The following is a 26612-nucleotide window of genomic DNA, read 5'->3' on the forward strand; positions in this document are numbered from 1 at the left end:
CTGTCGCCGCCGTGCAGCCGGATCAGGCAGGCGACTGCCGTGCGAGCGGAGCGGTCAGCTGGTGTTCCGTTGCCGCGACGCAACGTCGCTGAGCTTAGCCAGCGATCACGGCGCACCCGCCGGCTGCGCGGTCGGCGTCACCCGTCCGGGGCGGGCGCCGCTGACAGCACCAGCGGGCAGCCGTCAGTCGGGCAGGCCGGTGCAGGCCGCGCCGTCGATGGTGCAGGCCGTGGGAGTCGAGCTGATCGGCGCGCCGCTGACCCGGAAGGTGACCTGGACGGAGCTGCCGGCCGCCACCTCCGCGGTCGATTCGTCCGGCACGAAGGTCCAGGTCGCGCCCGCGCGGGTGGCTCGGGCGCCGCTGACCGACGAGACTTCGAGGGATTCCCGAGGCAGCGTGATGACCAGCGTCCAGTGCGCCACCCTCGTCCGACCGGCGTTGCTGATGGTCACGTCGGCCCCGTAGCTGAGCAGGGCGCGCTCCTCGATGGCGAAGGCGGCGCGCAACGCGGCCGGGGTGCTCGACCCCGCCGCCGCTGACGGGGTGCGCGCGGACGGTGCCGTCGCCGGCGGGGCCGCCGCGCCGACTGGCGGGCCCGCCGCAGTCGTCGTCCGCCTCGTCGCCGCCGGGCTGGAGGCGGCCGGCCTGGCGTGCGGGTCGGGCCCACCGACCGCGGGGTCCGTGGGCAGGGCGACGTCCGGCGGCGGATCGAGGGCCACCGGGGCCAGCCGTTCCGGCGTCCGCAGGACCAGGACGACGGAGGCCGTCGTCGCGACCAGGACCACCAGCACGGCGGCCAGCAGGACCCGGGTACGCCGGGACGAGGCCCCGAGGCCGCCGATGGCGCGCCGCGCGTGCCCGGCCAGGGCCACGGTCCGGTCGAGCAGGATGACCGCTACGGTCCGCCGTGGCTGGGGCGGTGATGACGGCACGTGCTCTTCTCCCTCAGATCCTTCACCGTACGCGCGTCCCCGGCCCACGCCGTCGGTCACAGCGCCTGGAGCCCGGTGAGCATCGCTTCGAGCAGCTCCCGGGACGGCAGCTCGGACAGCGTCGGCGACACGTGCGTCTCGATCAGCCCGGCGTCCAGCAGCTCACCGAGCAGTACCCGAACCGTACCCAGCGGCAGGTCCAGTTGCGCGCCGACCTCCGCCACCGACAGTGGACGCTGGCACAGCTCGAGGATTCGCGCCTGCTCGGGAAAGAGCGGCGTGGCCGCCGGAACCGCGGCCCGGGCCACGACCACGGTGATGAGGTCGAGCCGCCGGCCGTCCTCCACGCCGGCCGCACGGGTCACCACGTACGGCCGGGTCAGGAGCCCGGCGTCGTCGTCGTACCACGCCTCGTCAGGGTCGCCGGCGGTCGGCATGTGTGTCTCCGCTCGTCGCCGTCGAGGACCGGTCCAGGTCGTCCGGGGCGCCATTGTGGGGAATCATCTGTCGTCCTCTGCTGCGGTCGTGGCGGGCATCTGCGTGGGGGCGGCGATGTCGAGCCGGGGCGGCGGTGGTCCACCCTGGGCCGGCACCGGCAGTTCGGCGCCGTGCTCACCTGCCTCCCGCAGCGAAGAGGGTTGCGGCCCGGCGGTTGTCGGCTGCGGCGCGGTCGGCGTGACCACGTCGGCGGGGAGCAGCACGACCGCCGCCGTGCCGCCGCGCGAGCCGGGACGCAGCGAGACCTGTGCGCCGCAGCGCGCGGCGAGCAGCGCAGCGGCGTGGAGCCCGGCCCGGCCGACGGGCGGGCCGGCGGCGGGCGGGTCGGCAAGCAGCTCGTTCGCCTCGGCCAGGTCGGTCACGCTCAGGCCCGGTCCGTCGTCGGTGACCACGATGGCGCAGCCCTCCGCCTCGGGCTCCCCGGCGACCCGCACCGTGGTGTCCGCCGGTGAGCACCGGAGTGCGTTCTCGATCAGCTCGGCCAGCAGGTGGACGACCGGCGTGACGGCGGGCCCGGCGAGGGACCAGGGCCAGTGTGGTGCGACCAGCACCCGCTGGTAGTCCGCGACCTCGGCCATCGCGCCGCGCGCCACCTCGAGCAGCGGCACCGGCCGCCGCCAACGCCGGGCCGGCGTCGCGCCGCCGAGGATGATCAGCTTCTCGACGTTGCGCCGGAGCCGGACGGCGAGGTTGTCGAGCTGGAACAGGTCGCCGGTCTCCGCCGCCGAGGACTCCCGCCGCTCCATCGCGTCGAGCAGGGTGAGCTGGTCGCGCAGCAGCACCTGGTTGCGCTGGGTGAGCCGCAGGAACAGCTCCCGGGTGGCGTGCTCGGTCAGGTCGGGTCCGGCCGGCAGCGCGGACGGGTCCCGCCGCCCGATCAGCCGGCGGACGGTGCCGGTCCAGGTGAGGAGCAGGGCGAGCACCGTGATCAGGCCGAGCCCCAGCACGGCGCCGGTGCGGGCGACCACCAGGGCCGCGTCCGCCGTGGCCCGTTCGGCACTGTCGCGGGCGGTGGCCCGCACGAACTCGTGCAGCTCGGTCAGGGCCGCGTCCGCCGTCGCGCGCCAGTCCTCCTCGGTGGCCACCGGCTGGCCGTCGTCGGCGCGGAGCAGCGCGTCCTCCAGGGACAGCAGGCCGGTGAAGCGGGTGCCGTCCACCAGCGCCTGGTAGCGGTTCCGGTCGGCCGCCGGCAGTCCGGCGACGGCCTCGCCGCGGGCGTACCGCTGGTTCGCGACCAGCTCGGCGAGGCGGCGCCGGTCGTCGGCGGTGATCCGGCCGCCGGCCAGCGCGGCGGTGAGCAGGGTGTCCTCCCGGGCGAGCAGCTCCCGGGCCCGGGCCAGCGCGACGATCGCACGGGTCTCGGCGGCCGGCTCGCTGTCCCGCACGCTCCATTCCGGGCCGTACACGGTGAAGGCGGTGTCGATCAGCCGGTCGTAGCCGGCGACCGCGTCGGCCCGGCCGGCGTCGGCCACCGCCCGCAGGCCGGCCAACCCGCCCAGTTGCCGGATGAGTTCGTCGGCCCGCTCCCGGACGCCGCCGGCGAGCAGCCCGAGGTCGTCGGCGGCGGAGGCGCGCAGCCCGGCGAGCGCATGGTCGGTGCCGTCGCGTGCCCCGGCCAGCGCGGAACCCGCCCGCCCACCCCCGGCGACCGTCCGGGCGGTGAGCCGGCGCTCGACCTGAAGTTCGAGGATCAGCCGGTCGGTGGGTTGGCCGAGGGTCTGGGCCAGCGCCCGTACCCGGAGCAGGTCGGCCGCGTCTCGGCCGGTCAGATACGCCGCGTACGACCAGAGCGTGATCAGGACGACCGCCAGCGCGGCGAGCCGGGTCCGCATGCCGTGGTCGCCGGTCCGGGGCCGGCTCACGACGCGGACCGTTCCGGCCAGGGCTGCCCGGCCGCCTGGCGCGACCGGTCGGCCAGGATCGTCCGCAGCAGGGCCAGCAGCTCCGTCCGGTTGGCGCAGTTGAGCCGGGACCGCATCCGGGCGACGTGGTGCTCGACGGTCTTGGCGGAGATGAACAGCCGGTCGCCGATCTCCCGGTAGGTCAACCCGGCCAGCACCAGCTCGGCGACCTCCCGCTCCCGGTCGCTGAGCCGGTGCGGGGCCGGACCGGCGAGGGCGTCGACGGACGCCGGCTGCTGCCCGGCCTTCGCCCCCGCCGGCCGACTCTGCAGCATCCGGGCGCAGTCGAGCAGCGTGGTCATCGCCCGCCGGTCCGAGGTGCGGATCGCTGCCTGCCCGGCGAGGCGGGCGCCGTCCCAGCACAGACCGGCGTCGTGCAGACCGCGGGCGGCGGCCTCCACCCGGACCGGGTCGACCATCCCGCGCAGCACGTCCACCCAGGCGGCGGCGGCCGCGGCGACCACGGCCGCGTACCGGTTGTGGTCCGCGGCGGCGAGCAGGGCGGCCACGTGGCCGTCGGCGACCGCCGGCTCCTCGGCCAGGATCGCCGCGTGCAGTCCGCTCCAGTGCAGGGGCGTGCTCCACAGCGGCGGGTCGCCGAGCCGGGCCAGCAGCAGGCGGGCCTCCCGCAGGTACGGCTCCAGCCGGCCGAGGTCGCCCAGCCGGGCCCCGGCGATGGCCAGCTCGCCCAGCGGCAGCAGCGTGAACAGGTCGACGGGGTGGCGGACGACGGCCTCCAGCGCGTGCCCCCATCTGCGCTGGAGCGCGCCGAGGTCGCTGTTGCGTCGGGCGATCCCCAGCTCCAGCGCGGAGGCGAAGAGCAGGTCCCGGGACTCGAGCGGCCGGCCGTCGCCGGTCACCGCCGCGAGGTGGTCGGCCGCGACGACGGTACGGCCCCGGACCATCGCGATCCACGCCTGCAGCAACCGGTGGCGGCGGGCCATCAGCGGGCCGCCCGTCCCGCTGGTGGCGGCGCGGTCGAGCACCCGCTCGGCGATGTCCAGTTCGCCGCAGTGCAGGCCGGTCAACGCGGCGAGCGCCGCCGGGCTGTCCGGCAGGAGCGCCGCCCGGCCGGCCGGCTCCAGCAGTGCGGCCGCCTGCACGAGAGTGGAGAGCGCGGCGGTCGGTGGGCCGGCGACGCTGTCCCGGATCCCCTCGGCCATCAGCCGGGCCGCGCTGGCGTGCAGGGTGGGCGGTCCATCCGCCCGGTCGTCCCCGGGCGGGGGCGTTCCGTCGGCCGGGCGGCCGGCCGCGAGCGCGCCGACGGCGGCGAAGGACTCCGCCGAGGGCGTACCCGACCAGCGGTACAGCTCGACGCTGCGGCCGACCTGACCGCGGTGCGCCAGCGCGGTCGCGGCGACCGCCGCCGCCTCCGCCCGGTCGGCCGGGGCGGCCGTGGCGAGGAGCCGGTCGGCCAGCCGGAGGGCGGTGTCCAAGTCGCCGGCCAGGGCCGCGGCCACGGCCTGCCGGACCGCGGCCGGCCGTCCGGCGGCCGTGGCCGCCGCGAACAGCTCCGCCGCGAGGGCCGGCTCGCCGGCCAGCGCCTCCTCCGCCGCGGCCTCCAGCGTCGGCGCCGGACAGTCGGCGGCCACGTGCGCCGCGTACAGCGAGCGGACCAGCGGAAGCACCGGCCCACCCCGGGCGAGCTGCAGCTCGGTGAGCCGGCGCCACACCGCGCCGCGGTCGGCGGCCGGGCTCAGCGCGGTCACCGCGCGCCGCACGATCGGGGCGAGCCGGCCGTCCGCGCCGAGCAGGCCGGCCGCCCGGGTCGCGGCGATCAGCTCGTCCACGTCACCCGGCTCCCGGCCGAGCAGCGCCCCGAGCAGGTCCACCGGCAGCGGTACGCCGGCGGCGACGGCGAGCAGGAGCCGGCGGACGTCGGGCGCCAGGTCCTCCAGGTCCGGTCCGAACTGGAGGACGGCCTGCCGGGGCGGCTCGGTCGGGACGCCCGGCGGGATCTCCGTCCCCCGCAGGCCACGGACCAGCCGCTCGACGTCGCGGGGAACACCGGCGGACTGCCCGTGCACGAAGTCGACCAGGTCGGGCCGCCGGCCGACCTCCGGCACGGCGCTGAGGTAGGCGGCGGTCCGCTCCCGGGTGAACGGGGTGAGCAGCACCAGGTGCCCGTCCCGCCGGAGCGCGTCGGCCAGCTCGACCAGCGCCGCCGGCCGGGGCCACGGCCGGTAGCCGACGACGAGGCGGTGCCGGCGGGTGACCACCAGTTCGCGCAGCGCCCGGAGCCGGGCGTCGTCGAGCAGGTGCGCGTCGTCGACCACCAGTACGGCGTCCGGCTCGATCGGGTCGGGTCGGTCGGGGGCGCCCTCCAGCACGGTGCTTCCGGCCCGCCGGTAGACCCGCGCCAGCTCCTGGAGGTACGCGCTGCGGCCGTGACCGCCCGGCCCGGTCACGCCGAGCGCGAGCGGCGCGTCCGGATCGGCCGCGACCGCGTCGAGCAGGGCCTGCGGCGCCCGGTCCAGCACCAGCCGGGACCCGGCGACGCTGCTCATGATCATGGTGGTCATCCTTCACGTCCCCGGCCGCGGGCCAGCACCAGGCGGGAGGCCCTCGGCAGCTCCAGCGGGGTGATCCGGACCGGGGGGCGGGGTGGTGGCTCGCCGCGGGCGGAGCGGTCGTGGTCGGGGCCACGCTGCGCCGGGACGGCCGGCGCGGCGGCCCGTCCGGCCTCGACGGCCGGGGCGGGCCCGCGGTCCGGCTCCGGCCGGCGCGGGCGGGGCGACACCACCTGGCAGGCGGCCAGCGCCGCGCCGGTGGCGGCGGTCAGCTGCGGATCGGGCTCCACCTCCACCGGTACCGGAAAGGCGGCGGCGAGCAGCTCGACGACCAGCGGGATGCGGGTGGAGCCGCCGGCGAGCAGGACGCCGTCGAGCTGTGCCGGCAGCAGTCCGGCGGAGTGAACGGTCCGGGTCAGCAGTTCGACGGTCGCCTGCACGGCCGGCCGGATCATGTCCTCGAACCGGACCCGGCTCACCGGTACCCGGACCGGCCCGGTCGGCAGGGTCAGCAGCACGTCGGTCTCCGTGCCGACGGTCAGCTCCCGCTTGGCCCGGTCGCACTCGGGCAGCAGCCCGCGCAGCGTGGCGTGCGTCTGCCGAGGTCCGGCCGCGGCGAGTTCCCGGGCGAGCACGGTACGCACGTGCTCGGCCAGCGCCTCGTCGAAGTCGGCGCCACCGATCCAGTCCAGCCCCTGCGGCAGGCCGAACGTCTCGTACGTGCCGCGGGGGGTGCGGCGGACCAGCGCCGCCTCGAAGGTGTTGCCGCCCAGGGCGTAGACGGCCGCCGCGCTGCCCGGGAAGCCGCGCGCCGCGTGGCTCTCCGCCACCGTCACCGTACGGGGCAGCAGCGTCACGTTGCCCAGGCCGAACTGCCACAGCGACTCGTGCAGCAGCTCGCGCCGGTGCCGGCCCCAGCCGGCGGGGTGGCTGAGCACGACGGCCTCGGCGGGCTCACCCTCCCGCTCGAGGACCCGTTCCACCACCCACGCCGCCAGCAGCGCGGTCAGCATCTGCGGCGGGCAGGCCTCGCCGCCGAGCAGCAGCGGAACGTCGTCGCCGACCCGGCGGACGAACCCGCGTGCGGTCCGGCCCCCGTCCTCGACGGGGGGCTCACCGACCACGAGCGTCCCGTCGGCTGCCAGGTGCAACACCGACGGCACGGTCACCGACCCGCCGTCCAGCGGGACCACCTCGGGTCGCGCCCAGGTCGCACCCCGTCGCCGCGCCACGCTGGCCGCGGTGTTGGTGCTTCCGATGTCGATCCCCAGGACGTACGGCATCCGCAATCTTCCTTCACCGTGAGTTGGCCGGCCGGTGGCGACGGTGTCGGCACCGTGCGGCGACCCACCCCCGGCGACACCCCGTGGGCTCCTACGTTCGTACCAGAGATCGCTCCGGCATCGGGACCCTAAATCTGGCCGGCCCGGTTCCCCCAGTCCCCCTAACGTACGAGGTGGTGAGCACCCTAATCCGGCGGGGCGGATTGCGGGCCGATCCCCGATGACCGAATGCCGCCCGCGGCCATAGCGTCCCTGTCGACGATCACGGTCGCTGACGCCAACGTCCGAGGAGAAACCGGCACATGGACCAGACCCTGCACGACTTCGTGCTCAACCTGCTGACCAACCCTGACGCCAAGTCGGCGTTCGACCTCGACCCCGAGGGCGCGCTCCAGGCCGCCGGGCTCACCGACATCACCGCCGCCGACGTGCAGGACGTGGTTCCGCTGGTCGTCGACTACGCCCCGGTGCACGGGCTGGCCCCGGTGGCCCCGGTGGCCGGGCAGCTCGGGGTCGACCCGCTGCTGGCCGACACCACCGACGTGGTCGCCCAGCTCCAGGCCGTGCCGCAGGACATCACCATCAGCAGCTCCTACTCCGGAGTGGACGTCAAGGCCGGCGTGCTGGGCGCCATCGCCGTCGACCCGACGAGCGTCGCCGCCGGCGCGACGGTGCTGCCCGGGATCGGCCTCGGCATCGGGCCGAGCGGCATCGAGACCGACGTGACCGGGGTGCACGACGTGGCACACACCCTCGACGCCGACGTGGTGGGCGCGGTGAACACGGTGGCCGACCCGGCGGTCGGTGACGTGGCCGGCATCGCCGGCAACCCGGACGCCCTGCTCGACGGCACCGACGCCGGCCTGCTCGGCACCCCGGACGCCCTGCTCGGCGGCCCGCTTTCGGGCACCTACGGCCAGGTCGGCGGTGTCGTCGACTCGCTCGGCGTCGACAACACCCTCGGCGGGCTCGGGGTGACCGACACCCTGGGCGGGCTCGGCGTCAGCGGCTCCGGCGGCCTGGTCCCGCAGGTCGACGTGTCGTCCACGGTGGGCGGCGTGACGCACCAGGTGGACGGCGTCGTCTCCGGCGTCACCGGCACGGTGGGCAGCGTGACCGGTGACGTCAACGGCGGTGTGAGCGGCGGCTCCGGGGTCCACGCCGATGCGTCCGCGTCGGCCGGCGGCGGGCTGCTGGGTCTCGGCGACGGTCTGCTCTGATCGGTTTCGGCGGAGACGGAAAGCCGGATCGCCAGTGGCGATCCGGCTTTCCGCATGTTCCTGCTCAATTCACCACTTGATAATTAATCCGAAATCCGCACACTTGGTGCGGTGATGGCGGGTATCTGGCTGGACGCGCTCGACGGGATCGCTCGCACGTGCCGCGAACACGGGCGCGCGGACCTGCTCCAGGCGGTCCGGCAGAAGCGCGCCCAGCTGCTCGACCCGAAGCTGCGCGTCCTGGTCGTCGGCGAACCGCACCAGGGCAAGAGTCAACTCGTCAACGCGATCGTGAACGCGCCGGTGTGCCCGGTCGGCGACGGCCGCACCACCGTCCTGCCGACCGTGGTGCAGCACGCCGAGGCCGCGTCGGCCACGGTGGTCCAGGCGGCGTCCGCCCCCGGGCGACCCGCCGGCGCCTCCGTCCCGACGACCGCCGAGCGGACCCCGGTGCCGCTGGACCAGATCGCGGCCGGGGTGGCCGGCACGCTGGGGCGCCGGTCCGGCGGCGGCCCGGCGTACGTCGAGATCGGACTGCCGCGCGCGCTGCTCGGCGCGGGGCTGGTGCTGGTGGACACGCCCGGCACCGACGAGGTGGCCCTGATCGGTGCCGGCGCCCCGGTCGCCGCGCTGAACCGTGCCGACGCGGTGCTGGTCGTCACCGACTCGACCCGGGAACTCTCCGTCGCCGAGCTGAACATGCTGCTGCACGTCACCCGGTCGCACCCGAACGTGGCGGTGGTGCAGACCAAGATCGATCTGGTGCCGGACTGGCGCGCGGTCGTCGAGCGCAACCGGCAGCACCTGGCCGAGGCGGGCGTACCGGCGGCGCTGATCCCGGTCTCGGCGGCGTTGCGCCTGCGCGCGGCGGTCACCGACGACCACGGGCTCAACGCGGAGTCGGGCTTCCCGCAGCTGATCGCCCGTCTGCAGCGGGACCTGGCCGGCAAGGGCGACGTGCTGGCCCGGGCCTCGGTCGCGATGATCGCCCGCACCGTGGTGGAGCAGCTCGCCGCGCCGCTGCGCGCCGAGCTGGAGAGCCAGGAGGCGGAGGAACAGTCCGGCCCGATCTCCCGGCTGCACGCGGCCCAGCGCGAGGTCGACGAGCTGCGCCGCTGCTCCACCCGCTGGCAGAACACCCTCGCCGACGAGATGGCCGACCTGCTCTCCGACATCGAGTACGACCTGCGCGATCGGACCCGGCAGATCCTGCGGATGGTCGACGAGGCGTTCGACACGGCCGACCCGCTGGTCTCCTGGGACACCTTCCAGGAGTGGTTGCAGCGCAGCCTGGTCGAGGCCGCCGAGGCCAACCACGAGTGGCTGGCCCAGCGCTGCGACTTTGCCGCCCGGCGGGTCGCCGGCAACTTCGCCCGGTACGGCTACGACGTGCTGCCGCCCTGGTCCATGACGGTGCCGGAGGATCTCGTGGACCGGCTGCCGGAGATGGAGCGGCCGACCATCGACCGGTTCACCGCGAGCCAGAAAGTGATCACCGGCATGAAGGGCTCGTACGGTGGCCTGCTGATGTTCGGCCTGGCGATGACCCTCGCCGGCATGCCGATGATCAACCCGGTCTCGATCGGCGCCGGTGCGCTCTTCGGCGGCAAGAGCATCCGGGACGAGAGCAGGCAGCTGCTCCGCCGCCGCCAGGCGAGCGCCAAGACGGCGATCCAGCGGCACGTCGACGACTTCTTCGTCCGGACGACCAAGGACTGTCGGGACACCGCTCGGCAGGTGCAGCGGATGCTCCGGGACCACTTCACCGCGCTGACCGAGGAGTTGCAGGAAGCCATCGTCCAGTCGTTCCGTACCGCGAAGCAGGCCGCCGACACCGACGCGGCCGCCCGCGACCAGCGCCAGCGCGAGATCCGGCTGAAGATGAGCCGGCTGGCCGCCGTCTACGAGCAGGCCCAGCAGTTGACGGCCGCCCGCCCCGCCCCGGCGCCGTTGGAGCCCCGGGCATGACGGTCGGCCTGCGGCTGGACGAGGCGGTCTGGGGGCTGCTGCACCAGGCCCTCCAGCTCTACCGGGACAACCCCCGCGCGACCGGTCACCTCCGGCACCAGCTCGCCCGGCTGGAGCAACCGCTGCGGGTCGCGGTCGCCGGCCCGTGGCGGTCCGGCAAGTCGACCGTGCTGAACGCGATCATGGGCGAGGAGGTCGCGCCGATCGACGGCCCGGACGGCAGCGGCATCTTCACCTGGTACGAGGACGGTCCACAGCCGCGCGCCACCGCCTACTCCAGCAGCCAACCCCCGCAGGAGCTGACGGTGCTCAAGTCGGCGACCGGGATGCGGGTGGACCTCGTCGGCTGGCGGGAGGGCGAGCTGCGCGACATCGTGGTGCAGTGGCCGACCCGCGCGCTGCGGCAGGTCACCCTGATCGACACGCCCGCGATCGTCGGTGCTGACGAGCACGGCCGGGCGCCGGTCATGGACCGGGTGCTGCGCGACGCGGACGCGGTGCTGTACCTGACCCGTGACGGTCGGGGCACCGACCTGCGGGTGCTGGAGTCCACCCGGGACAGCCGGGTCGGGCAGGCCGCCCCGGTGAACGTGATCCTGGTGCTGTCGCGGGTGGACGAGACCGGCGGCGGACGGATCGACGGCCTGCTCACCGCCCGCCAGCTCGCCCGACGGCAGCACCGCGACCCCCGGGTGGACGCGCTCTGCGTGAACCTGGTGGCGTGCAGCGGGTTGCTCGGTCTCGCCGGACGGGTGCTCAGCGAATCGGACTTCGCCGCGCTCGCGCAGCTGGCCCAGGTGTCGCGGGAAGAGCTCGACCCGCACCTGCTCTCCGCCGACCGCTTCGTCCGCGCCGAGCTGCCGGTACGGCTGGACACCGAGGTACGCGCCGCGCTGCTGAACCGGCTCGGCCTGATCGGGGTCCGGCTGGCGACCACCCTGGTCCGTACCGGCTGCGACAGCCGGGGCAAGCTGGCCGCCGAACTCATCCGGCGCAGCGGCCTGACCGAGCTGCGCGAGTCGATCAGCCGGTTCTTCGTCGACCGACGGGACACGCTCAAGGCGCGCTCCGCGCTCGCCGCGGTGGAGGCGCTGCTGCAGGCCGAGCCCGGCCCGGGCACCGGGGACCTGCTCAGCGCGGTGGAGCAGATCCTCGCCGGTGCGCACGAGTTCCGGGAGCTGCGCCTGCTCGCGGCGCTGCGGACCACCCGGCTCGGGTTCGACGCCGAGCTGGCGGCGGAGGCGCAGCGCCTGGTCGGCGGTGACGGGGTCGGCCTGGCCGCCCGACTCGGCCTGGAGCACGACGCGCCCGTACAGCGGCTCTGGGAGGTCGCCGCCGACGCGCAGTGGCAGTGGCGCAACCGCGCGGAGGATCCGCTGCTCCGGCTCTCCCAGCGGCGGGGCGCGCAGGTCGTCGTCCGCAGCTGCGAGGGGATGCTCGCCGAGCTGGCCGAGGGCGGCCGGTGACCTGTCGCCGGCCGGCGGGCAGGGTTCGGGGCGCCCGGCGGTTCGCCGGGCGCCCCGATGTCGCCGGTCAGCGCGGGGCGCACTGTCCCGAGGAGCCACCGGTGACCGTACTGGGCAGCCCGTTGTCCCGGGGTGCCGGGACGTTGTCGGCGCAGGACAGCGCGCCGGTGACCGTGCTGGCGGCGAGCACCGGATCCGCGTTGCCGATGAGGCCGACCGCGCCGGCGACCTGACTGCCCTCGATGGCGGCCTCGCCGGTGGTACCGGCCACGGTGACGCCACCCCGCACGGTCACGCCGTGCAGCACCACCGCGTCGGCACCGCTGGCCGACACCCCGCCGGAGAGCACGCCGCCCCGCACGTACAGCGCGGCACCGGGCTGTACGGTCACCGTCCCGTTGATCGTCGCGCCGGTCAGGCATGTCACGCCGGACGTGACGGTCAGCGCGGCGTCCCGCCGGCCGGTGATCGTCGAGGTGCAGGCCGGCGACGGCTTCGCCAGCAGCTCCACCTCCGCGAGCGCGGCGGCCGGGTCGGCGGCGGTCACCTCCAGCCGGTAGTGGGCGTACCGGCCGGGCTGGTCGACCTGGAACGACCGGGTCTGCGACCGCCAGGGGAACGACTCCCCGGACCGGTCGTCGAGCACCGTCCAGTTACGACCGTCGTACGACCCCTTGAGCTGCCAGCCGTGCAGGTCTCCGGCGACCTTGCCGGAGGTGAGCGTGTAGTGGGTGACCTGCTCCGGGGGGCCGGAGACCTTCCACTGCACCGGGCCGTCGACCGCGACGGTGGTACCCGAGCTGTCGTCCCTCAGCCCGGCGGCCCCGCCGGTGACGGTGATGTCCGCCAGCGGCCGGGCGACCGGGCCCGGTTTGGTGAGCGAGGTCGGCAGGTCTTCGGCCGCGGTGGCCCAGGACGACGGGTACTCGCCCATCTCGAAGTCCAGCACCGCGCCGTCGGCCAGCTCGCCGTGCGAGATCGAGGACTTCCGGTGGGTCTGCCCGTCGACCTTCAACCCCTGCACGTAGACGTTGCGGGCGTTGTTCCCGGGTGCGTTGACGACGATCTGCCGGCCGTTGGGCAGGTGCACCGTCGCCTTGCGGAACAGCGGTGAACCGATCACGTAGTCCGCGCTGCCCACCTGGAGAGGGTAGAAGCCGAGCGCGCTGAAGAGGTACCAGGCGGAGGTCTCGCCGTTGTCCTCGTCGCCGGCGTAGCCCTGGCCGATCTCGCTGCCGAGGTACATCCGCGACAGCGCCTCCCGGACCTTGGCCTGCGTCTTCGCCGGCTGCCCCGCGTACGTGTACATCCACGGGATGTGGTGGGCCACCTGGTTGCTGAAGCCCCACATGCCCATCCGGACGTCCCGCGCCTCGATCATCTCGTGGATGGTGCCGCCGTAGGAGCCCGGGAACTTCGCCGTCTCCGGGGTGCGGAAGAACTCGTCCAGCTTGTCGGCCATCTGCTGCCGACCGCCGTACAGGTTGGCCAGGCCCTGGCCGTCCTGCGGGACGTGGAACGCGAAGTTCCAACCGTTGGTCTCGGTGTAGTCGTGCTCGTGGCCCCAGACCCGCGGGTCGTACTCCGCCGGGGTGGACTTCCACTTCCCGGCGGCGTCCCGACCCTGGAAGAAGTCCACATGCGGGTCGAACATGTGCACGTAGTTCTGTGCCCGGTTGCGGAAGTACTCCGACTCCTCGCGGTAGCGGGCCCGGTCGGCCTCCGGGGTGGCGGGGTCGTCGGCGAGCGCCGCGCCCATGTTCGCGATGCCGAAGTCGTTGATGTAGCCCTCCAGCGCCCAGGAGACCCCTTCGGGTACGTCCGACGCGGTGTACCCCTGGAAGATCGACGTCTGGAGTCCCTTACGCCCGACGCTGGTGTTGTTGGGGTTGCTGCCCGGCGGGCTGACCGTGGCGTTCTTCACCGCCGCCTCGTACGCGGCCTTGACGTCGAAGTCGCGCACGCCCTTGACGTACGCGTCGGCGAACGACACGTCCGAGCTGGTGCCGGTCATCAGGTTCGCGTACCCGGGCGACGACCAGCGCGACACCCAGCCGCCGTCCTTGTACTGCTGCACGAACCCGTCGACCAGTTCGCCGGCGGTGTCCGGGTCGAGCAGCGTGTACGCCGACCAGGTGGTGCGGTACGTGTCCCAGAAGCCGTTGTTGACGTACACCTTGCCGTCCACGACCGGGGCGCCGGTCCGGGTGGGGGTGGTACCGGCCGGGATCGTGCTCGACGTGGTCGACTGCACCGCGTGCTTCCAGACCGGCGCCTCCGGCGTGCCCACGTTCTCGTGCGCGGAGTTGGGGTAGAGCGAGAGCCGGTAGAGGTTGGAGTACAGGGTGGTGAGCTGGTCCTCGGTGGCCCCCTCGACCTCGATCACCCGCAGCTTGTCGTCCCAAAGCCGCTGCGCGCGCTCGCGGACGGTCTCGAGGGTGTCGTCCCGGCCGATCTCGTTCTCGAGATTGCGCCGGGCCTGCTCCACCGAGATGAGCGAGGTGGCGATCCGCAACTCGACCGTCTTGGCCTGCCGGGTGTCGAAGGCCAGGTAGCCGGTGACGTTGGCCCCACCGCCGCCGGTGAGCCGGCCGCTGGCGGTGACCGGGGCGTCGACGACGCCGTAGACGAACATCCGGCCGGCGCCGTTGGACAGCCCGCTGCGCACGTCCGAGTAGCCGCTGACCACGCCGTCGGCGCCGAGGGTGAGGCCGCCGTTGTTGTTGACGTTGTCGAAGATCAGGTTGCCCTGGTCGCCGGTGAAGGTGAACCGGAACAGCGCGGCGTGGTCGGTCGGTGCCAGCTCCGTCTTGAGGCCGTTGTCGAAGGTGACGCCGTAGTAGTGCGCCTTCGCCACCTCGTTCTCGTGGCCGAACGGCAGCGCCCGGGCGGACCGGCCGGCGGCGGGCACCCCGGTGGCCGGTGACGGCATCACCTGGAACGTCTGCCGGTCACCCATCCACGGGCTCGGTTCGTGGCTGACGGTGAACGCCTGCAGGGCCGGGCGGTTGGTGGCGGTGTTGCGGCTCTGGTAGTCGTACAGCCAGCTGATGGAGCCCGCGTTGGTCATCGGGGTCCAGAAGTTGAAGCCGTGCGGCACCGCGGTCGCCGGGATGTTGTTGCCCCGGGAGAAGCTGCCGCTGGAGTTGGTGCCGCGGGTGGTGAGCACGTGGTCGGAGGGGCGCGGCTTGGCCACCTCGGCCGGGTTGCCGGTGATCCGGATGTCGTCGACCCAGCCGTTGAACAGGCCGGTCCCGGTGGTGCTGTCGTAGGCCAGCAGGACGCGGTCGACGCGCTTGCCGGCGGCGACCGCGCCGATCCGGGACCGCTTGAGGTTCCACTGGTCGGCGTAGAGCGACTTGGACTCACCCTGCGCCTGCGGGCTCAGCCCGAAGCCGTGCTGGTCCACCGCACCCAGCTCGCTGAGGTAGGTGCCGTCGTCGAAGGCCAGGTCCACCGCCGCGTAGGTGCTCGGGTAGTCCAGGTCCTGCCCGCTCAGCTCCGGGAAGATGACGTACGACAGCTCGGTCCGGTCGGTCACCGTGAGGTCGACGTCGAAGACCTTGTTGTACGCGTACCCCCGCCCGCTGACGGTCTGCCCGCCGGAGTACTGCAGCGCGCGGACCCCGGTCCAGCCGACGTTCGGCTTCATGGTCGGGCCGTTGACCGGGCCGCCGCTGCTCATGGTGCGCATGTTGCTGGGCGGCGGGGGAGTGGTGTCGCCGTTGGAGAGCTGAAGCTCGGCGAGCTGGGTGATGCCGCCCCCGACGATCGCGGTGACGTTGAGCCGGTAGTAGGGATACGCGGTGGCGTTGTCGAACCGGTACTCCTTGGTCTGGAAGCGCTCGGTGAACTGCTGTCCGGTCCGGGTGTCCAGGGTGGTCCAGTTCTCCCCGTCGGCGGAGCCCTGCAGGGTCCAGTCCTTCGGGTCGCGTTCCGGCGCGTCGTTGGCGGAGGTCAGCGCGTAGTGCACGACGGCGACCGGGGCGTCGAGTCGGACCCGGACCCAGCCGGTCGGCGTGAAGGCCAGCCACTTCGTGCTGACATTGCCGTCGATGACCCGGTCCGCGGTCTCGCTGGGCGGGTTCTCCGCGTTGGCGGTGACCTCGGTGATCCGGCCGGCCAGGTTGCCGGGGATTCCCTTGACCGGGCTGCCGGTCACCCCTGAGGTCTTCTCGGCGCCGCCGGCGTCGGTCTCGGTGGTGTTGATCCAGGTCGGCTGGGGATCGCCGGCCTCCAGCGAGGTGGAGAAGTCGGTGGCGGGCGGTTCGGCCGCCAGCGCGGGCGGCGGTACGGCGGGAACCGCGAGGCTCACCATCACCACGACCGGCAACAGGAACCTGCGTCTACTACGCCTCATGCGGAAACCTCCAGAGGGGACGGCCGAATGCGACGGTCGCGCACCCGGTTGGAGATTTCGCCAGCGTTCGTGGCGCATGACAAGACTGTCAAGAGCCCTAACAAAAGTCCCGGCGCGAGTCGGTCAGGCTGTCCGCGGGCCGCGGCCGACCGACAGCAGCAGACCGGCGGCGGTCAGGGCGGCGCCGGCCACGGCGGCGTACCCCGGGAGGCCGGCGGGAATGCCCAGGTAGACGGTGATGCCGAGGATGCGGGACAGGCCCCACGGCAGCAGCGCCATCTGGTCGTTCCACACCGTCAGCGCGCGCTCAAGGCCGACCGCCGCGATCAGGCCGGACAGCAACCCGAGCGGGACACCCGCGGCGGTCAGGGTCAGCCCGACGGCGCTGCTGCGCCGCAGACCGTACCGGTCGCGCAGCACCACGGCGGTGGCCACGAAGAGCCAGCAGAACGCCGCGAACGCGACGGTGACGTAGACCGTGCGCAGGGTGGGCGCGGTCCAGAAGGCGAACCAGTACTTCCCCGGCCCGCGCCCGGCGAGCGCCGCCAGCAGCAGCACGCTGCGCAGCAGCGCGACGCCGCCGACCACGGCCCACAGGTGGAACGGATCCCGCCGGCCGACGACGAGGCGTACGACCAGGGCGAAGAGCGCCCACCCGCCCAGGGTGACCAGCAGGTGCGCGGGGGCGGCGAACCAGGTGAACACGAGCCGGCTCGCCACCAGCACCACGGCCGGGACCAGCCACACCAGCACCCGGTCTGACCGCGACCGCGGCGCCGGCAGGGCGGCGACCCGCCACGGCCGGACCGCGCCGAGCAGCAGTCCCCGCGCGGCGGCGCCGCCGAATCCGCGCCCGCGCACGCCGAGCAGCACCACCACCAGGATCAGCCCGAGCAGCCCGCGGGCCGCCCAGGCCATGGCCGGGTCCCGGTCCGCGCGTTGCGCCCCCAGGTCGGCGGCGGTGAAGTTGTACGCGGGCAGGTCCAGGTCGGTGCCGTAGCGCTGCCGGTGCGCGTCGCGCGCGTCGCGGTACGCCGTCTCGGCCAGCCGCCAGCCGTCGTAGGCGGCCGCCGAGCCGGTGTCCAGCCACTGCGCGTGCCGCAGCACCATGGTCCGGTAGGCGCCCAGCGTCTCGAAGAGGTTCACCTGGTAGTCGAGGGTGCTGGTGAAGTGCTCGCGCAGCCCGGCGTCCCGCCAGGTCGCCGGGTCGGTGGCGGCGACCAGATCGCGCATCCGCCGGGCCAGCGCGACGGCCTGCTCGCCCTCGTCGATCGCCGCGTCGACGCGGCCGCCGGTGACCGCGTAGATGCTGTCGAGCGCGGCGGAGTCGCCGGTCGGGATGTCCCACTCGAAGATCCACATCATCGGCGGGGGTTCCAGCCCGAGCGCCCGCACCGACTTGTCGGCGTACGGCCCGATGTAGAGGCCCTTGGTGACCGCCTGCCGGGACAGCGCCATGGCCTGTCCGATCGCGCCGACGGTGGCCGGGTCGGCGGAGAACGTGCGGTACGCCCAGTCCGCCGTGACCTGGGCCGGATCGGCGTCCGGATCCCAGGCCAACCGGGCGACGGCGTACGTGTTCAGGTCGTACAGCTGCCAGAATCCGGTGCGCAGGTAGAGCGACATCGGACCGGCGCGCAGCGGGCCGCCGTCCTGGGTCCAGTTCCAGACGCCCTCGACCCTCGGGTTGGCGGCGAGGAACTCGCGCAGCGCCTGGCGGTGCAGCGGGCCGAGGTCGTTGGGGAGCGAGCCGAACGCCTCGAACTCGCGCCGGGCCTGGAACTCCACGATGCGGCGGTGCTCGCCGGCCAGCAGGGTGGTGTTCAGCGGCAGGTGACTGTAGAAGTCGCCGAGGGTGTACTTGGTGGAGACGATCAGGTGCGAGTCGTCGAACCCACCCAGCACCTGCGCGTACGACTCGGGGTTGGTGTGCAGGTCACCGACGGCGCCGACGCCGACGGTCCAGGTGCGGAAGATGACCTCCTTGCCGGCCGTCCCGGCGGTGTCCAGCAGCGCCCGCAGCATCGCCCGCACGGACGCGTCGGTGGTGACGGCGAGCTTCGACGAGTAGTCCCAGCCGTCCTCGGCGTACACCTCGCCGCCCTCGCCGATGCGGACCATCAGGCCGTCGACGAACGGCATGTTCTCGAACAGCTCGGTCAGCCCGGCCTGGTAGACGGCCCACAGCCGGGGGTCGGCCACGTCGAGCCCGCCGACGGTCCGCGTCAGGTACGCCTCCAGCGGCGGCGACACCGCGAGCATGTCGGTGAGCATGAAGACCTTCACGCCCATCTCCTCGGCGTACCGGAAGACCGGGCCGAACGCCGCGACCATCGCCTGCGCGCGTTCGACGTGCGTGTCGCCGGCCGGATACACCGCGTGCCCGTCACCGACCTTGGCGAAGGTGACGTACTCCAGGAAGCCGGGCAGGACGACCGCGTTGTAGCCCTGCGCCACGGAGTGGTCGACGAACTGCCGGAACTGCGCGTCGATGCGGGCCACCGCGTCCGCGTCCACCCACGGTGCCCGCGGCAGCAGCGCCTGCCCGACCACGTCGGCGTTCAGGTTGTAATCGTCGCCGGCGGCGAAGGCGGCCGGGTCGGGCTCGCGGCCCACCGAGCCGGCGTCGGTCAGCCGCAGGCCGAGCCGGGGCGTGATCACCTGGCCCGCCTCGGCGGGCGGCAGCGCCTCGGCGCCGGAGCGGATCCGGTCGGCGAGCCGGTACAGCCCGGCCGCGGTGCCCGCGACGTCGCCTCCGTCGACGGCCAGCTCGGTCCCGCGCACGCTGAGCCGGTAGGACTCCGGCGCCGTGGCCAGGGTGGCGAGCACGCCCGCCCGCAGCGTGGTCACCGCCGTGCCCGCCGGGGCCGAGGGCGCGGAGATACCGGCCGCGCCGGCCGGCCGGGTGCCCGTGGCCGGTCCGGCCGTGCTCGGCGTACCGGCGGCAGGCTGCGCGGTGGTCGTCGTCCTGGCCGGTGGCGTGCGGCCCGGCGGGTTGACGACCGGGCGGGGCAGGCCGCGGGAGACGAGCGCGTCGGCGACCGCGGCCGCGGCCTTGATGGTGCGCGGCTCGTCCGGCACGACCATGGACGCCAGCGGCGGCGCCGGTGCGGCCACCCGCTGCGGCGCGGCGGCGACGTCCTCGCGCGGCACGGCGGCGGGGGTGTGGCTCAGCCCGAGCGCGTCCCCGACGCCCCAGGCCACGCCCGCGCCGAGCAACACCAGGACGATCGCGGCGGCGAGCAGCGGGTACGGGCGCCGGACCGGGGCAACGTGAATCACGCTCGGATAGTAGGGGTGGGGTTGACCTGTTGGACAGGACCGAAGGGGTGCGGCTGCCCGGCGGCAGATGCACGTCGGCGCGCGCCCGGATCGGGCACGCGCCGGCGGGCCGAGGGGATCAGGTGAAGTTGGCGCCGCCGTCGACCAGCAGCGACTGGCCGTTGATGTAGGCGGCGTCGTCGGAGAAGAGAAAGGCCACCATCGCGGCGAGGTCCTCCGGCCTGCCCAGCCTCGGCGAACGAACCGACGCGAGAATCTGCTCCCGGAATTCGGCCGTGGTGGTCTTGAGCGCCGCGCCGGTGAGGATCACGCCCGGCGACACCAGGTTGGTGCGTACGCCGTGCTTGCCGCCGACCGTCGCGGTGTGCCGGGTGAGGCCGATCAGTCCGCTCTTGGCCGCCTGGTAGGCGACGTGGTCGCTCTCGCCCATCCAGACGGCACTCGACATGGTGTTGACGATCGAGCCGCCGCCCTGCTTGATCATGATCGGCAGCGCGTCGTGGATGCCGTGCATGTATCCGGTGAGGGTGACGTCGATGGTGTGCTGCCAGACGTCGTCCGGTACCGACATGACGTCGGTGTCCCGTCCCACGTTCTGTGGCGAGAGATCCGCGGCCACGTTGAACAGGCCGTGCAGGCCGCCGAACCGGTCGACCGTAAAGTTGATCAGCTCCCGGTAGGACTGCCCGTCGGTGATGTCGAAGCTCCGCGCCACGGCTGTTCCGCCGGCAGCGGTGATCTCGTCGACCACGGTCTGGGCGGCGGCCTGGTTCAGATCCGCCGCGACGACCAGCATGCCTTCCTCGGCGAGCCGGATCGCGGTCGCGCCGCCGATGTTGCCCGGTGCCGCACCGGCGACGAGGGCGACCTTGCCTGTGAGTCCACGCATTGTCCTGTCCCTTTCACCATTCGAAGTTCAGTTCCGGTAGCGACGGCTGTCGGTCGTGCGGTTGATCACTTGGTGCGCAGCGGCTTCAGGGCCTCGCTCCAGGCCACGACCTGTGCTTGCTTCGCGGAGCCAACCATAGCTCGTGTAATTGCTTCGTCAAGCAAGTATAGTGGGGGCATGTCCACCGTCACACCGAAGCCGCCACGGGCCCCGGAAGGGCCGCAACCGCTCAACGCGGACGAAGAGGCCGTTGTCCGGGCCCTCCCGCGGATCATTCACGCCCTACCCCGCGCCATCGACGCCGACCTCGTACGCGAGCAGGGACTGCCCAGCATCGAGTACGAGACCCTGATGCATCTCTCGGAGGCGCCCGCCCGGCGACTGCGCATGAGTGAACTCGCCGCCGCCTGCGAGATGTCGCTCAGCGGCATGAGCCGCGTCGTGCAGCGGCTGGAACGGCAGGGGTACGTCCAGCGGGTCAGGTGTGCGCAGGACGCCCGCGGCTGGAACGCCGTCCTCACCGACGCCGGCCTCGCCCGCCTGGCGCAGGCCTGGCCCACCAACCTGGCCGCCGTACGCCGGCACTTCCTCGACCACCTGGCGGGCCTCGACCTCAAGCAGCTCGCCGAGGCCCTGGGGAAGGTGGGCGGCTGAGCCGACGGGCGGCTGCGCTCCCTGCGCCGGGTCAGTCGCCCTGGCGGGTGGCGGACCGGGCGTGCGGCGCGGCCGTCCAGCTGGCGAGCAGGTTGAGCGCTTCCTGCGACGGCGAGCCCGGCTCGGCGCTGTAGGCGTTGAGCCGCAGACCCGTGTCGGCGGTGAGGTCCATCGACTCGAATTCCAGCGTCAGGTCCCCGACCACCGGGTGGTGCAGGTGCTTGGTGCCGCTGCGGTGCTGGCGCACGTTGTGCGCCGCCCACCAGGTGCGGAAGACGTCGCTGCGGGTCGAGAGTTCCCCGACCAGGTCCGACAGCACCCGGTCGTACGGGTCACGGCCGGCCTCCGCCCGCAGCAGCGCCACCGTGTCGCCGGCCAACCTTTCCCACTCGACGTAGAAGTCCTGGGCGGCGGGGTCGAGGAAGATGAACCGGGCGATGTTCGGCGTCCGCGTCGAGGCGTCGAAGAGCGGCGCGAAGACCGCCCGGCCCAGCTGGTTCGCGGCCAGCACGTCGAGCCGCCCGTTGCGCACGTACGCCGGCGCCAGCGTCATCGCGTCCAGGATGCGCTGCACCCCCGGCCGCACCTGCTGGGTCGGCCGGCGACGGGCCCGGGCCGTGCCGGGTGTGGTGCTCGGACGTGATCCTGGCCCGGCGGGTGGTCAGGAAGTCGCGGATCTCGGTTCGGCTGTCCACGTCCTCGACGCTACGTCCGCCCGGGCCGGCCGGGGAGGTTCTGGCAGTACCTGGAACGACAGGCTGTCCCTGGTCGCCCTCGCTCCTGGTTTGCTGGCTGTCGGGCGGGTGCGCCCCACGCCCGGCGGGACAGTGGTGACGGCTCGGGCCGACCGCGAGACGTGCCCCTCAGCGGGCGCCGACGATGCGGAGCGCCATCTCGGCGTACTGGGTGGCGATGTACTCGGGGCTCCAGCCGCCGTCGTCGCGGTACCACCGGCCGAGGTCGACGCCGAGGGACAGCAGGGCCGCACCTGCGATTCGCGGATCCGGGGTGTCGAAGACACCGGCGGCGACGCCCGCCTCCACGAGCTGGCGGAACGCCTGCTCGATCCGGTGGCGCACGGCACGGATCTCGGCGAGATGCTCGGGGCTCAGGGCGGCAAGCTCGTAGTTCACGACCCGGGTGCGGGTGTGGTCGCGGGCGTGCGAGACGACGAAGTCGTGGACCGCCCGCCGCAGCGCCGTGGCCGGGTCGTCGGACGACGCGATCGCCTCCTGCACGAGGCGCAGCACGTGGTCGTGTCCTGATCGTGCGATCAGGTAGAGCAGCTCCTCCTTGGATTTGTGGTGCACGTAGAGCGCGGCCGGGCTCAGCCCGGCCGCGGCGGCGATGTCGCGTGTCGTCGTGCCGTGGAAGCCTCGCTCGGCGAACGCGTCGACGGCCGCCTCGAGCAGCCGGGCGCGGGTCGCGTCGGCGCGAGAGTGATCGGCGGTGTAGGTCAACCCGCGTCCATCCTTCCTTCTGCCTGCCTTCTTCCTGGCCGGCATTGATACCACGACGCCCGGTGGGCCGGCCGGATGTCGACCACCGGGCCGGACCTGTTGACGGCAGCCGCTGCGGCGTCGCACACTTCATCGAGCCTAACGTAAGCAAGCGCTTAGTAACCCTGAAGGGGAGGCCCGTGTCCCAAGCTGCAGCGCCGTCCACCAGATTCACCGGACGAACGGCGATCGTGACCGGTGCCAGCCGGGGCATCGGCCTGGCGATCGCCGAGCGGCTGGTCGCCGAGGGCGCCAGGGTCGTCATCACCGCCCGTAAGCAGGAGGCGCTCGACCAGGCCGTCGCCCAGCTGGGCCCGGAGCACGCGCTCGGCATCGCCGGCCACGCCGACGACGCCGACCACCAGGCCGAGGTCGTCGCGCGCGCGGTCGACACCTTCGGCGGCGTCGATCTGCTGGTCAACAACACCGGCATCAACCCGACGTACGGCCCGATGGTCGAGCTGGACCTGGCCGCGGCCCGCAAGATCTTCGAGGTGAACTGCCTCGCCGCCCTGTCCTGGGTGCAGCAGGCCTATCGGGGCTGGATGAAGGAGCACGGCGGCGCCGTGGTCAACGTCTCCTCGGTGGCCGGCCTCCGGCCCGCGCCCGGCATCGGCTTCTACGGGGCCAGCAAGGCGATGCTCACCCACCTCACCCAACAGCTCGCCGTCGAGCTCGGCCCGGACATCCGGGTGAACGCGGTGGCCCCGGCCGTGGTGAAGACGAAGTTCGCCACCGCCCTGTACGAGGGTCGGGAGGAGCAGGTGGCCGCGGCGTACCCGCTCAAGCGGCTCGGCGTCCCCGACGACATCGGAAGCGTCGTCGCGTTCCTGCTCTCCGCGGACGCCGCCTGGATGACCGGCCAGCTGCTGGTGGTCGACGGCGGCGTCACCCTGACCGGAGGTGTCTGATGCCGGTACAGGACAAGGGCGTCGTCGTCACCGGCGCCGGCCACGGCATCGGCCGCGCGCTGGCCACCCGACTCGCCGCTGAGGGCGCGCGGGTCGTCGTCAACGACCTCGACGCCGAGGCGGCCGTCCGGGTGGCCGAGGAGATCGGTGGCCGGCCCGCCCCCGGCGACGCCGCCAGCGAGGAGGGGGTCGCGGCGCTGGTCGAGGCGGCCCGAGCCCACCTGGGCAGCATCGACGTCTGGATCGCGAACGCCGGAATCGACCGCGGCAACGGGCTGTCGGCCACCGAGGAGGACTGGGCCGCCAGCCACGAGGTGAACGTCATGGCCCACGTACGGGCCGCGCGACTGCTGGTCCCCGGCTGGGTCGAGCGCGGCTCGGGTCGGTTCGTGGTGACCGCGTCGGCGGCGGGGCTGCTCACGATGATCGGGAGCCCGACGTATTCGGTCAGCAAGCACGCCTGCGTGGCGTTCGCCGAGTGGCTGTCGTTGACCTACCGGCACCGTGGCGTCGTGGTGCAGGCGATCTGCCCGCAGGGGGTGCGGACCCGGATGCTCGACAACGCCGGGCCGTTGCAGGAGTTGCTCAGCCACGACGCGGCGATCACCCCCGAGGACGTTGCCGAGGCGACGTGGCAGGCCCTCCACGACGACCGGTTCCTCGTCCTGCCGCATCCCCGGGTCGCCACCTACTACGCGCACCGCGCCACCGACACGGACCGCTGGCTCAACGGCATGAACAAGCTCCAGCGTCGACTCGAGGACCAGGGGGCGGCCCGATGAGGGCATGGCGGGTCGCCGACCTCGGTGAGCCCCGCGACGTGCTGCGGCTCGTCGACGTGGCCGAGCCGGAGCCGGGCCCCGGGCAGCTCGTGGTGCGGGTGCTAGCCGCTCCGGCCAACTTCCCGGACGTCCTGATGTGCCGGGGCGAGTACCAGGTCAAGCCGGAGCTTCCGTTCACCCCGGGGGTCGAGCTGTGTGGCGAGGTCGTCGCGCTCGGCGAAGGTGTCGACGGGTTCGCCGTCGGCGACCGGGTGCTCGGCGGCGCGACGCTGCCGTACGGCGGGTTCGCGGAGTTCGCGCTGCTGGCTGCGGCGGCCACCTTCCCCGCGCCCGCCGAGCTCGACGACGCCGAGGCGGCCTCGCTCTACATCGGGTACCAGACGGGCTGGTTCGGCCTGCACCGGCGGGCCGGGCTGCGCGCGGGCGAGACGCTGCTGGTGCACGCCGCGGCCGGCGGCGTCGGCAGCGCCGCCGTCCAGTTGGGCAAGGCGGCCGGCGCCCGGGTGATCGGCGTCGTGGGCGGTCCGGAGAAGGCGGCGGTGGCCCGGGCGCTCGGCGCCGACGTGGTCGTGGACCGCCGGGAAGAGGACTTCGTCGAGGTGGTCAAGGCCGAGACCGGGGGTCGGGGCGCCGACGTCGTCTACGACCCGGTCGGCGGTGAGACCTACCAGCGTTCGACCAAGTGCGTCGCCTTCGAGGGCCGGATCCTCGTGGTCGGCTTCGCCGGCGGTCGGATCCAGTCCGCCGCGCTCAACCACGCCCTGGTGAAGAACTACTCGATCGTCGGCCTGCACTGGGGTCTGTACCACCGCTACGACCCGGCGGCCGTCGCCGAATGCCATCGGGCCCTCACCGCGTTGGCCGCCCAGGGCGCCGTACGGCCCCTGGTCAGCCAACGCCTCGCGCTCGACGAGGTGGCCGACGGGGTGCAGGAACTCGCCGACGGCGTCACCGTCGGCCGGGTGGTGTACGTCTCGTGAGCACCGCGAACCAGGTGGACGCCGTGGTCTTCGACTACGGCGGCGTACTCACCGGACCGGTCCGGGACTCGATCGCCGCGTGGCTGCACGCCGACGGCATCGACCCGGCGTCGTTCTCGCGCACGCTCAAGGCCTGGCTGTCCCGCGCCGCCCCGGACGGCACCCCCGTCCACCGCCTGGAGACCGGGGCGCTGGGCGTCGACGAGTTCGACGCGCTGCTCGCCGCCGAGCTCACCACGCTCGACGGGCGTGCGGTCGATCCGGTCGGCGTCCTGGCCCGGCTCTTCGCCGGGATGCGCCCCGACCCGGCGATGTTCGACCTGGCCCGGCAGTTGCGCGACGCCGGCCTGCGCGTCGGGGTGCTCTCCAACAGTTGGGGCAACACGTACCCGCGCGAGCTGATCGACGGGCTCTTCGATCCCGTCGTCATCTCCGGCGAGGTCGGCCTGCGCAAGCCGCTTGCCCCGATCTACGCGCTCACCCTGGAGCGGCTCGGGCTGCCGGCCGACCGGGTGCTCTTCGTCGACGACGCCGAACCGAACGTGCTCGGCGCCCGCGCGGTCGGCATGCGGGCGCTGCTGCACACCGACGCCGACACCACGCGGGCCGCGATCGCCGAGCTGCTTCCCGCCTGCCGTACCGGCCTCCCACGGCCGCGGCCCGGAGCCGACCTGCCACAACCCGCCCGCACCGAGGAGTTGACCCCATGACCGTCACCCGTACCGCAGTCGTCACCGGAGCCGCCCGTGGCATCGGCGCCGCCGTCGCCACGCGCCTTGCCCGGGACGGCTTCGCCGTCGCCGTCGTCGACCTGGACGAGGCGGCGGGCAAGCCGGTCGTCGAGGAGATCCAGGCCGGCGGCGGCCGGGCCCTGGCCGTCGGCGCCAACGTCGCCGACGAGCAGGCGGTGCAGGCCGCCGTGGACCGGATCGCCGAGGAGCTGGGCGAGCCGACCGTGCTGGTCAACAACGCCGGCATCACCCGCGACAACCTGCTGTTCAAGATGACCGTCGACGACTGGGACGCGGTCCTGAACGTGCACCTGCGTGGCTCGTTCCTGATGAGCCGCGCCGTGCAGGGCTACATGACCAAGGCCGGTTGGGGGCGGATCGTCAACCTGTCCAGCACCTCGGCCCTGGGCAACCGGGGTCAGGCCAACTACGCGGCCGCCAAGGCCGGACTGCAGGGCTTCACCAAGACGCTCGCCCTGGAACTCGGCAAGTTCGGCGTCACGGCGAACGCGATCGCCCCCGGCTTCATCGAGACCGAGATGACCGCCGCCACCGCGGCGCGGGTCGGCATGTCCTTCGAGGACTTCAAGAAGGCCGCCGCGGCGCAGATCCCCGTCGCCCGTACCGGCACGCCGGAGGACATCGCGCACGCCGTGTCGTTCTTCGCCAGCGAGGGAGCCGGTTTCGTGTCCGGCCAGGTGCTGTACGTCGCCGGCGGGCCGAAGGCCTGACCGGGAAAGGAGAG

At 73.6% G+C, this 26612-nt stretch carries 19 protein-coding genes; 9 read left to right on the forward strand and 10 right to left on the reverse strand.

Features of this window, described 5'->3' with window-relative positions; translation table 11 throughout:
* Positions 1 to 183 precede the first annotated feature (183 nt).
* The 5 genes from FHX75_RS26625 to FHX75_RS26645 form a co-directional block, all read right to left on the reverse strand.
* The gene (locus FHX75_RS26625; protein WP_154943077.1) at positions 184 to 933 is read right to left on the reverse strand and encodes a cellulose binding domain-containing protein; all 750 of its coding nucleotides are present in this window, start codon (positions 931 to 933) and stop codon (positions 184 to 186) included.
* A 56-nt stretch (positions 934 to 989) separates the two neighbouring features.
* Positions 990 to 1370, reverse strand: coding sequence for a DUF742 domain-containing protein (locus FHX75_RS26630; RefSeq protein ID WP_154943078.1), 381 nt, complete (start codon positions 1368 to 1370; stop codon positions 990 to 992).
* A 63-nt stretch (positions 1371 to 1433) separates the two neighbouring features.
* Positions 1434 to 3293 carry a nitrate- and nitrite sensing domain-containing protein gene (locus FHX75_RS26635; protein WP_154943079.1) on the reverse strand — a complete coding sequence of 620 codons (1860 nt, stop codon included), beginning with the start codon at positions 3291 to 3293 and terminating at the stop codon, positions 1434 to 1436.
* Entirely contained in the window at positions 3290 to 5854 is a 2565-nt protein-coding gene (locus tag FHX75_RS26640; RefSeq protein WP_211364591.1) for a helix-turn-helix transcriptional regulator, read from the reverse strand. Before FHX75_RS26640 ends, FHX75_RS26635 begins: the two co-directional genes overlap by 4 nt.
* Complete coding sequence (locus tag FHX75_RS26645; RefSeq protein ID WP_154943080.1) at positions 5851 to 7125, reverse strand: Hsp70 family protein; 1275 nt, start codon at positions 7123 to 7125, stop codon at positions 5851 to 5853. Before FHX75_RS26645 ends, FHX75_RS26640 begins: the two co-directional genes overlap by 4 nt.
* Positions 7126 to 7427: 302 nt before the next feature.
* Between FHX75_RS26645 and FHX75_RS26650 the strand changes: the two genes are divergently transcribed.
* The 3 genes from FHX75_RS26650 (at position 7428) to FHX75_RS26660 (ending at position 11779) form a co-directional block, all read left to right on the forward strand.
* The gene (locus FHX75_RS26650) at positions 7428 to 8345 is read left to right on the forward strand and encodes an IniB N-terminal domain-containing protein (RefSeq protein ID WP_154943081.1); all 918 of its coding nucleotides are present in this window, start codon (positions 7428 to 7430) and stop codon (positions 8343 to 8345) included.
* Positions 8346 to 8459: 114 nt separating this feature from the next.
* On the forward strand, positions 8460 to 10313 hold the full coding sequence (locus tag FHX75_RS26655; protein ID WP_154943082.1) for a dynamin family protein: 1854 nt from the start codon (positions 8460 to 8462) through the stop codon (positions 10311 to 10313).
* Complete coding sequence (locus FHX75_RS26660) at positions 10310 to 11779, forward strand: dynamin family protein (RefSeq protein WP_211364592.1); 1470 nt, start codon at positions 10310 to 10312, stop codon at positions 11777 to 11779. The genes FHX75_RS26655 and FHX75_RS26660 overlap by 4 nt, the downstream gene beginning before the upstream one ends.
* A gap of 67 nt (positions 11780 to 11846) precedes the next feature.
* On the opposite strand, the gene FHX75_RS26665 is transcribed toward FHX75_RS26660, so the two are convergent.
* The 3 genes from FHX75_RS26665 to FHX75_RS26675 form a co-directional block, all read right to left on the reverse strand.
* Positions 11847 to 16139: a GH92 family glycosyl hydrolase gene (locus FHX75_RS26665; protein WP_154943083.1), complete on the reverse strand. Its 4293-nt coding sequence runs from the start codon at positions 16137 to 16139 to the stop codon at positions 11847 to 11849.
* Between the two features lie 123 nt (positions 16140 to 16262).
* Complete coding sequence (locus tag FHX75_RS26670; RefSeq protein ID WP_246158661.1) at positions 16263 to 19421, reverse strand: hypothetical protein; 3159 nt, start codon at positions 19419 to 19421, stop codon at positions 16263 to 16265.
* A 118-nt stretch (positions 19422 to 19539) separates the two neighbouring features.
* A complete protein-coding gene (locus tag FHX75_RS26675; protein ID WP_154943085.1) occupies positions 19540 to 20310 on the reverse strand; it encodes an SDR family NAD(P)-dependent oxidoreductase in 771 nt (256 codons plus the stop codon).
* 177 nt (positions 20311 to 20487) lie between these two features.
* Here FHX75_RS26675 and FHX75_RS26680 point away from each other — a divergent pair, with 177 nt between their 5' ends.
* On the forward strand, positions 20488 to 20964 hold the full coding sequence (locus tag FHX75_RS26680) for a MarR family winged helix-turn-helix transcriptional regulator (RefSeq protein ID WP_154943086.1): 477 nt from the start codon (positions 20488 to 20490) through the stop codon (positions 20962 to 20964).
* A gap of 31 nt (positions 20965 to 20995) precedes the next feature.
* Here FHX75_RS26680 and FHX75_RS26685 read toward each other — a convergent pair whose 3' ends face one another.
* Together FHX75_RS26685 and FHX75_RS26690 are read right to left on the reverse strand one after the other, a co-directional pair.
* On the reverse strand, positions 20996 to 21538 hold the full coding sequence (locus tag FHX75_RS26685) for an MmyB family transcriptional regulator (protein ID WP_246158662.1): 543 nt from the start codon (positions 21536 to 21538) through the stop codon (positions 20996 to 20998).
* Between the two features lie 289 nt (positions 21539 to 21827).
* Positions 21828 to 22424 carry a TetR-type transcription factor C-terminal domain-containing protein gene (locus FHX75_RS26690; RefSeq protein ID WP_246158664.1) on the reverse strand — a complete coding sequence of 199 codons (597 nt, stop codon included), beginning with the start codon at positions 22422 to 22424 and terminating at the stop codon, positions 21828 to 21830.
* A gap of 179 nt (positions 22425 to 22603) precedes the next feature.
* Between FHX75_RS26690 and FHX75_RS26695 the strand changes: the two genes are divergently transcribed.
* The 5 genes from FHX75_RS26695 to fabG are packed head-to-tail and all read left to right on the forward strand — an operon-like array spanning position 22604 to position 26598.
* A complete protein-coding gene (locus FHX75_RS26695; RefSeq protein WP_154943088.1) occupies positions 22604 to 23374 on the forward strand; it encodes an SDR family oxidoreductase in 771 nt (256 codons plus the stop codon).
* Positions 23374 to 24156, forward strand: coding sequence for an SDR family oxidoreductase (locus tag FHX75_RS26700; protein WP_154943089.1), 783 nt, complete (start codon positions 23374 to 23376; stop codon positions 24154 to 24156). The genes FHX75_RS26695 and FHX75_RS26700 overlap by 1 nt, the downstream gene beginning before the upstream one ends.
* Positions 24153 to 25136, forward strand: a complete 984-nt coding sequence (locus FHX75_RS31305) for an NADPH:quinone oxidoreductase family protein (RefSeq protein ID WP_154943090.1) — start codon at positions 24153 to 24155, stop codon at positions 25134 to 25136. The genes FHX75_RS26700 and FHX75_RS31305 overlap by 4 nt, the downstream gene beginning before the upstream one ends.
* Positions 25133 to 25846, forward strand: a complete 714-nt coding sequence (locus FHX75_RS26710) for an HAD family hydrolase (protein WP_211364593.1) — start codon at positions 25133 to 25135, stop codon at positions 25844 to 25846. Before FHX75_RS31305 ends, FHX75_RS26710 begins: the two co-directional genes overlap by 4 nt.
* Complete coding sequence (fabG, locus tag FHX75_RS26715) at positions 25843 to 26598, forward strand: 3-oxoacyl-ACP reductase FabG (RefSeq protein ID WP_154943092.1); 756 nt, start codon at positions 25843 to 25845, stop codon at positions 26596 to 26598. Before FHX75_RS26710 ends, fabG begins: the two co-directional genes overlap by 4 nt.
* Positions 26599 to 26612 lie beyond the last annotated feature (14 nt).

Source organism: Micromonospora palomenae (assembly GCF_007829925.1).
GTDB classification, from domain to species: Bacteria; Actinomycetota; Actinomycetes; order Mycobacteriales; family Micromonosporaceae; genus Micromonospora; species Micromonospora purpureochromogenes.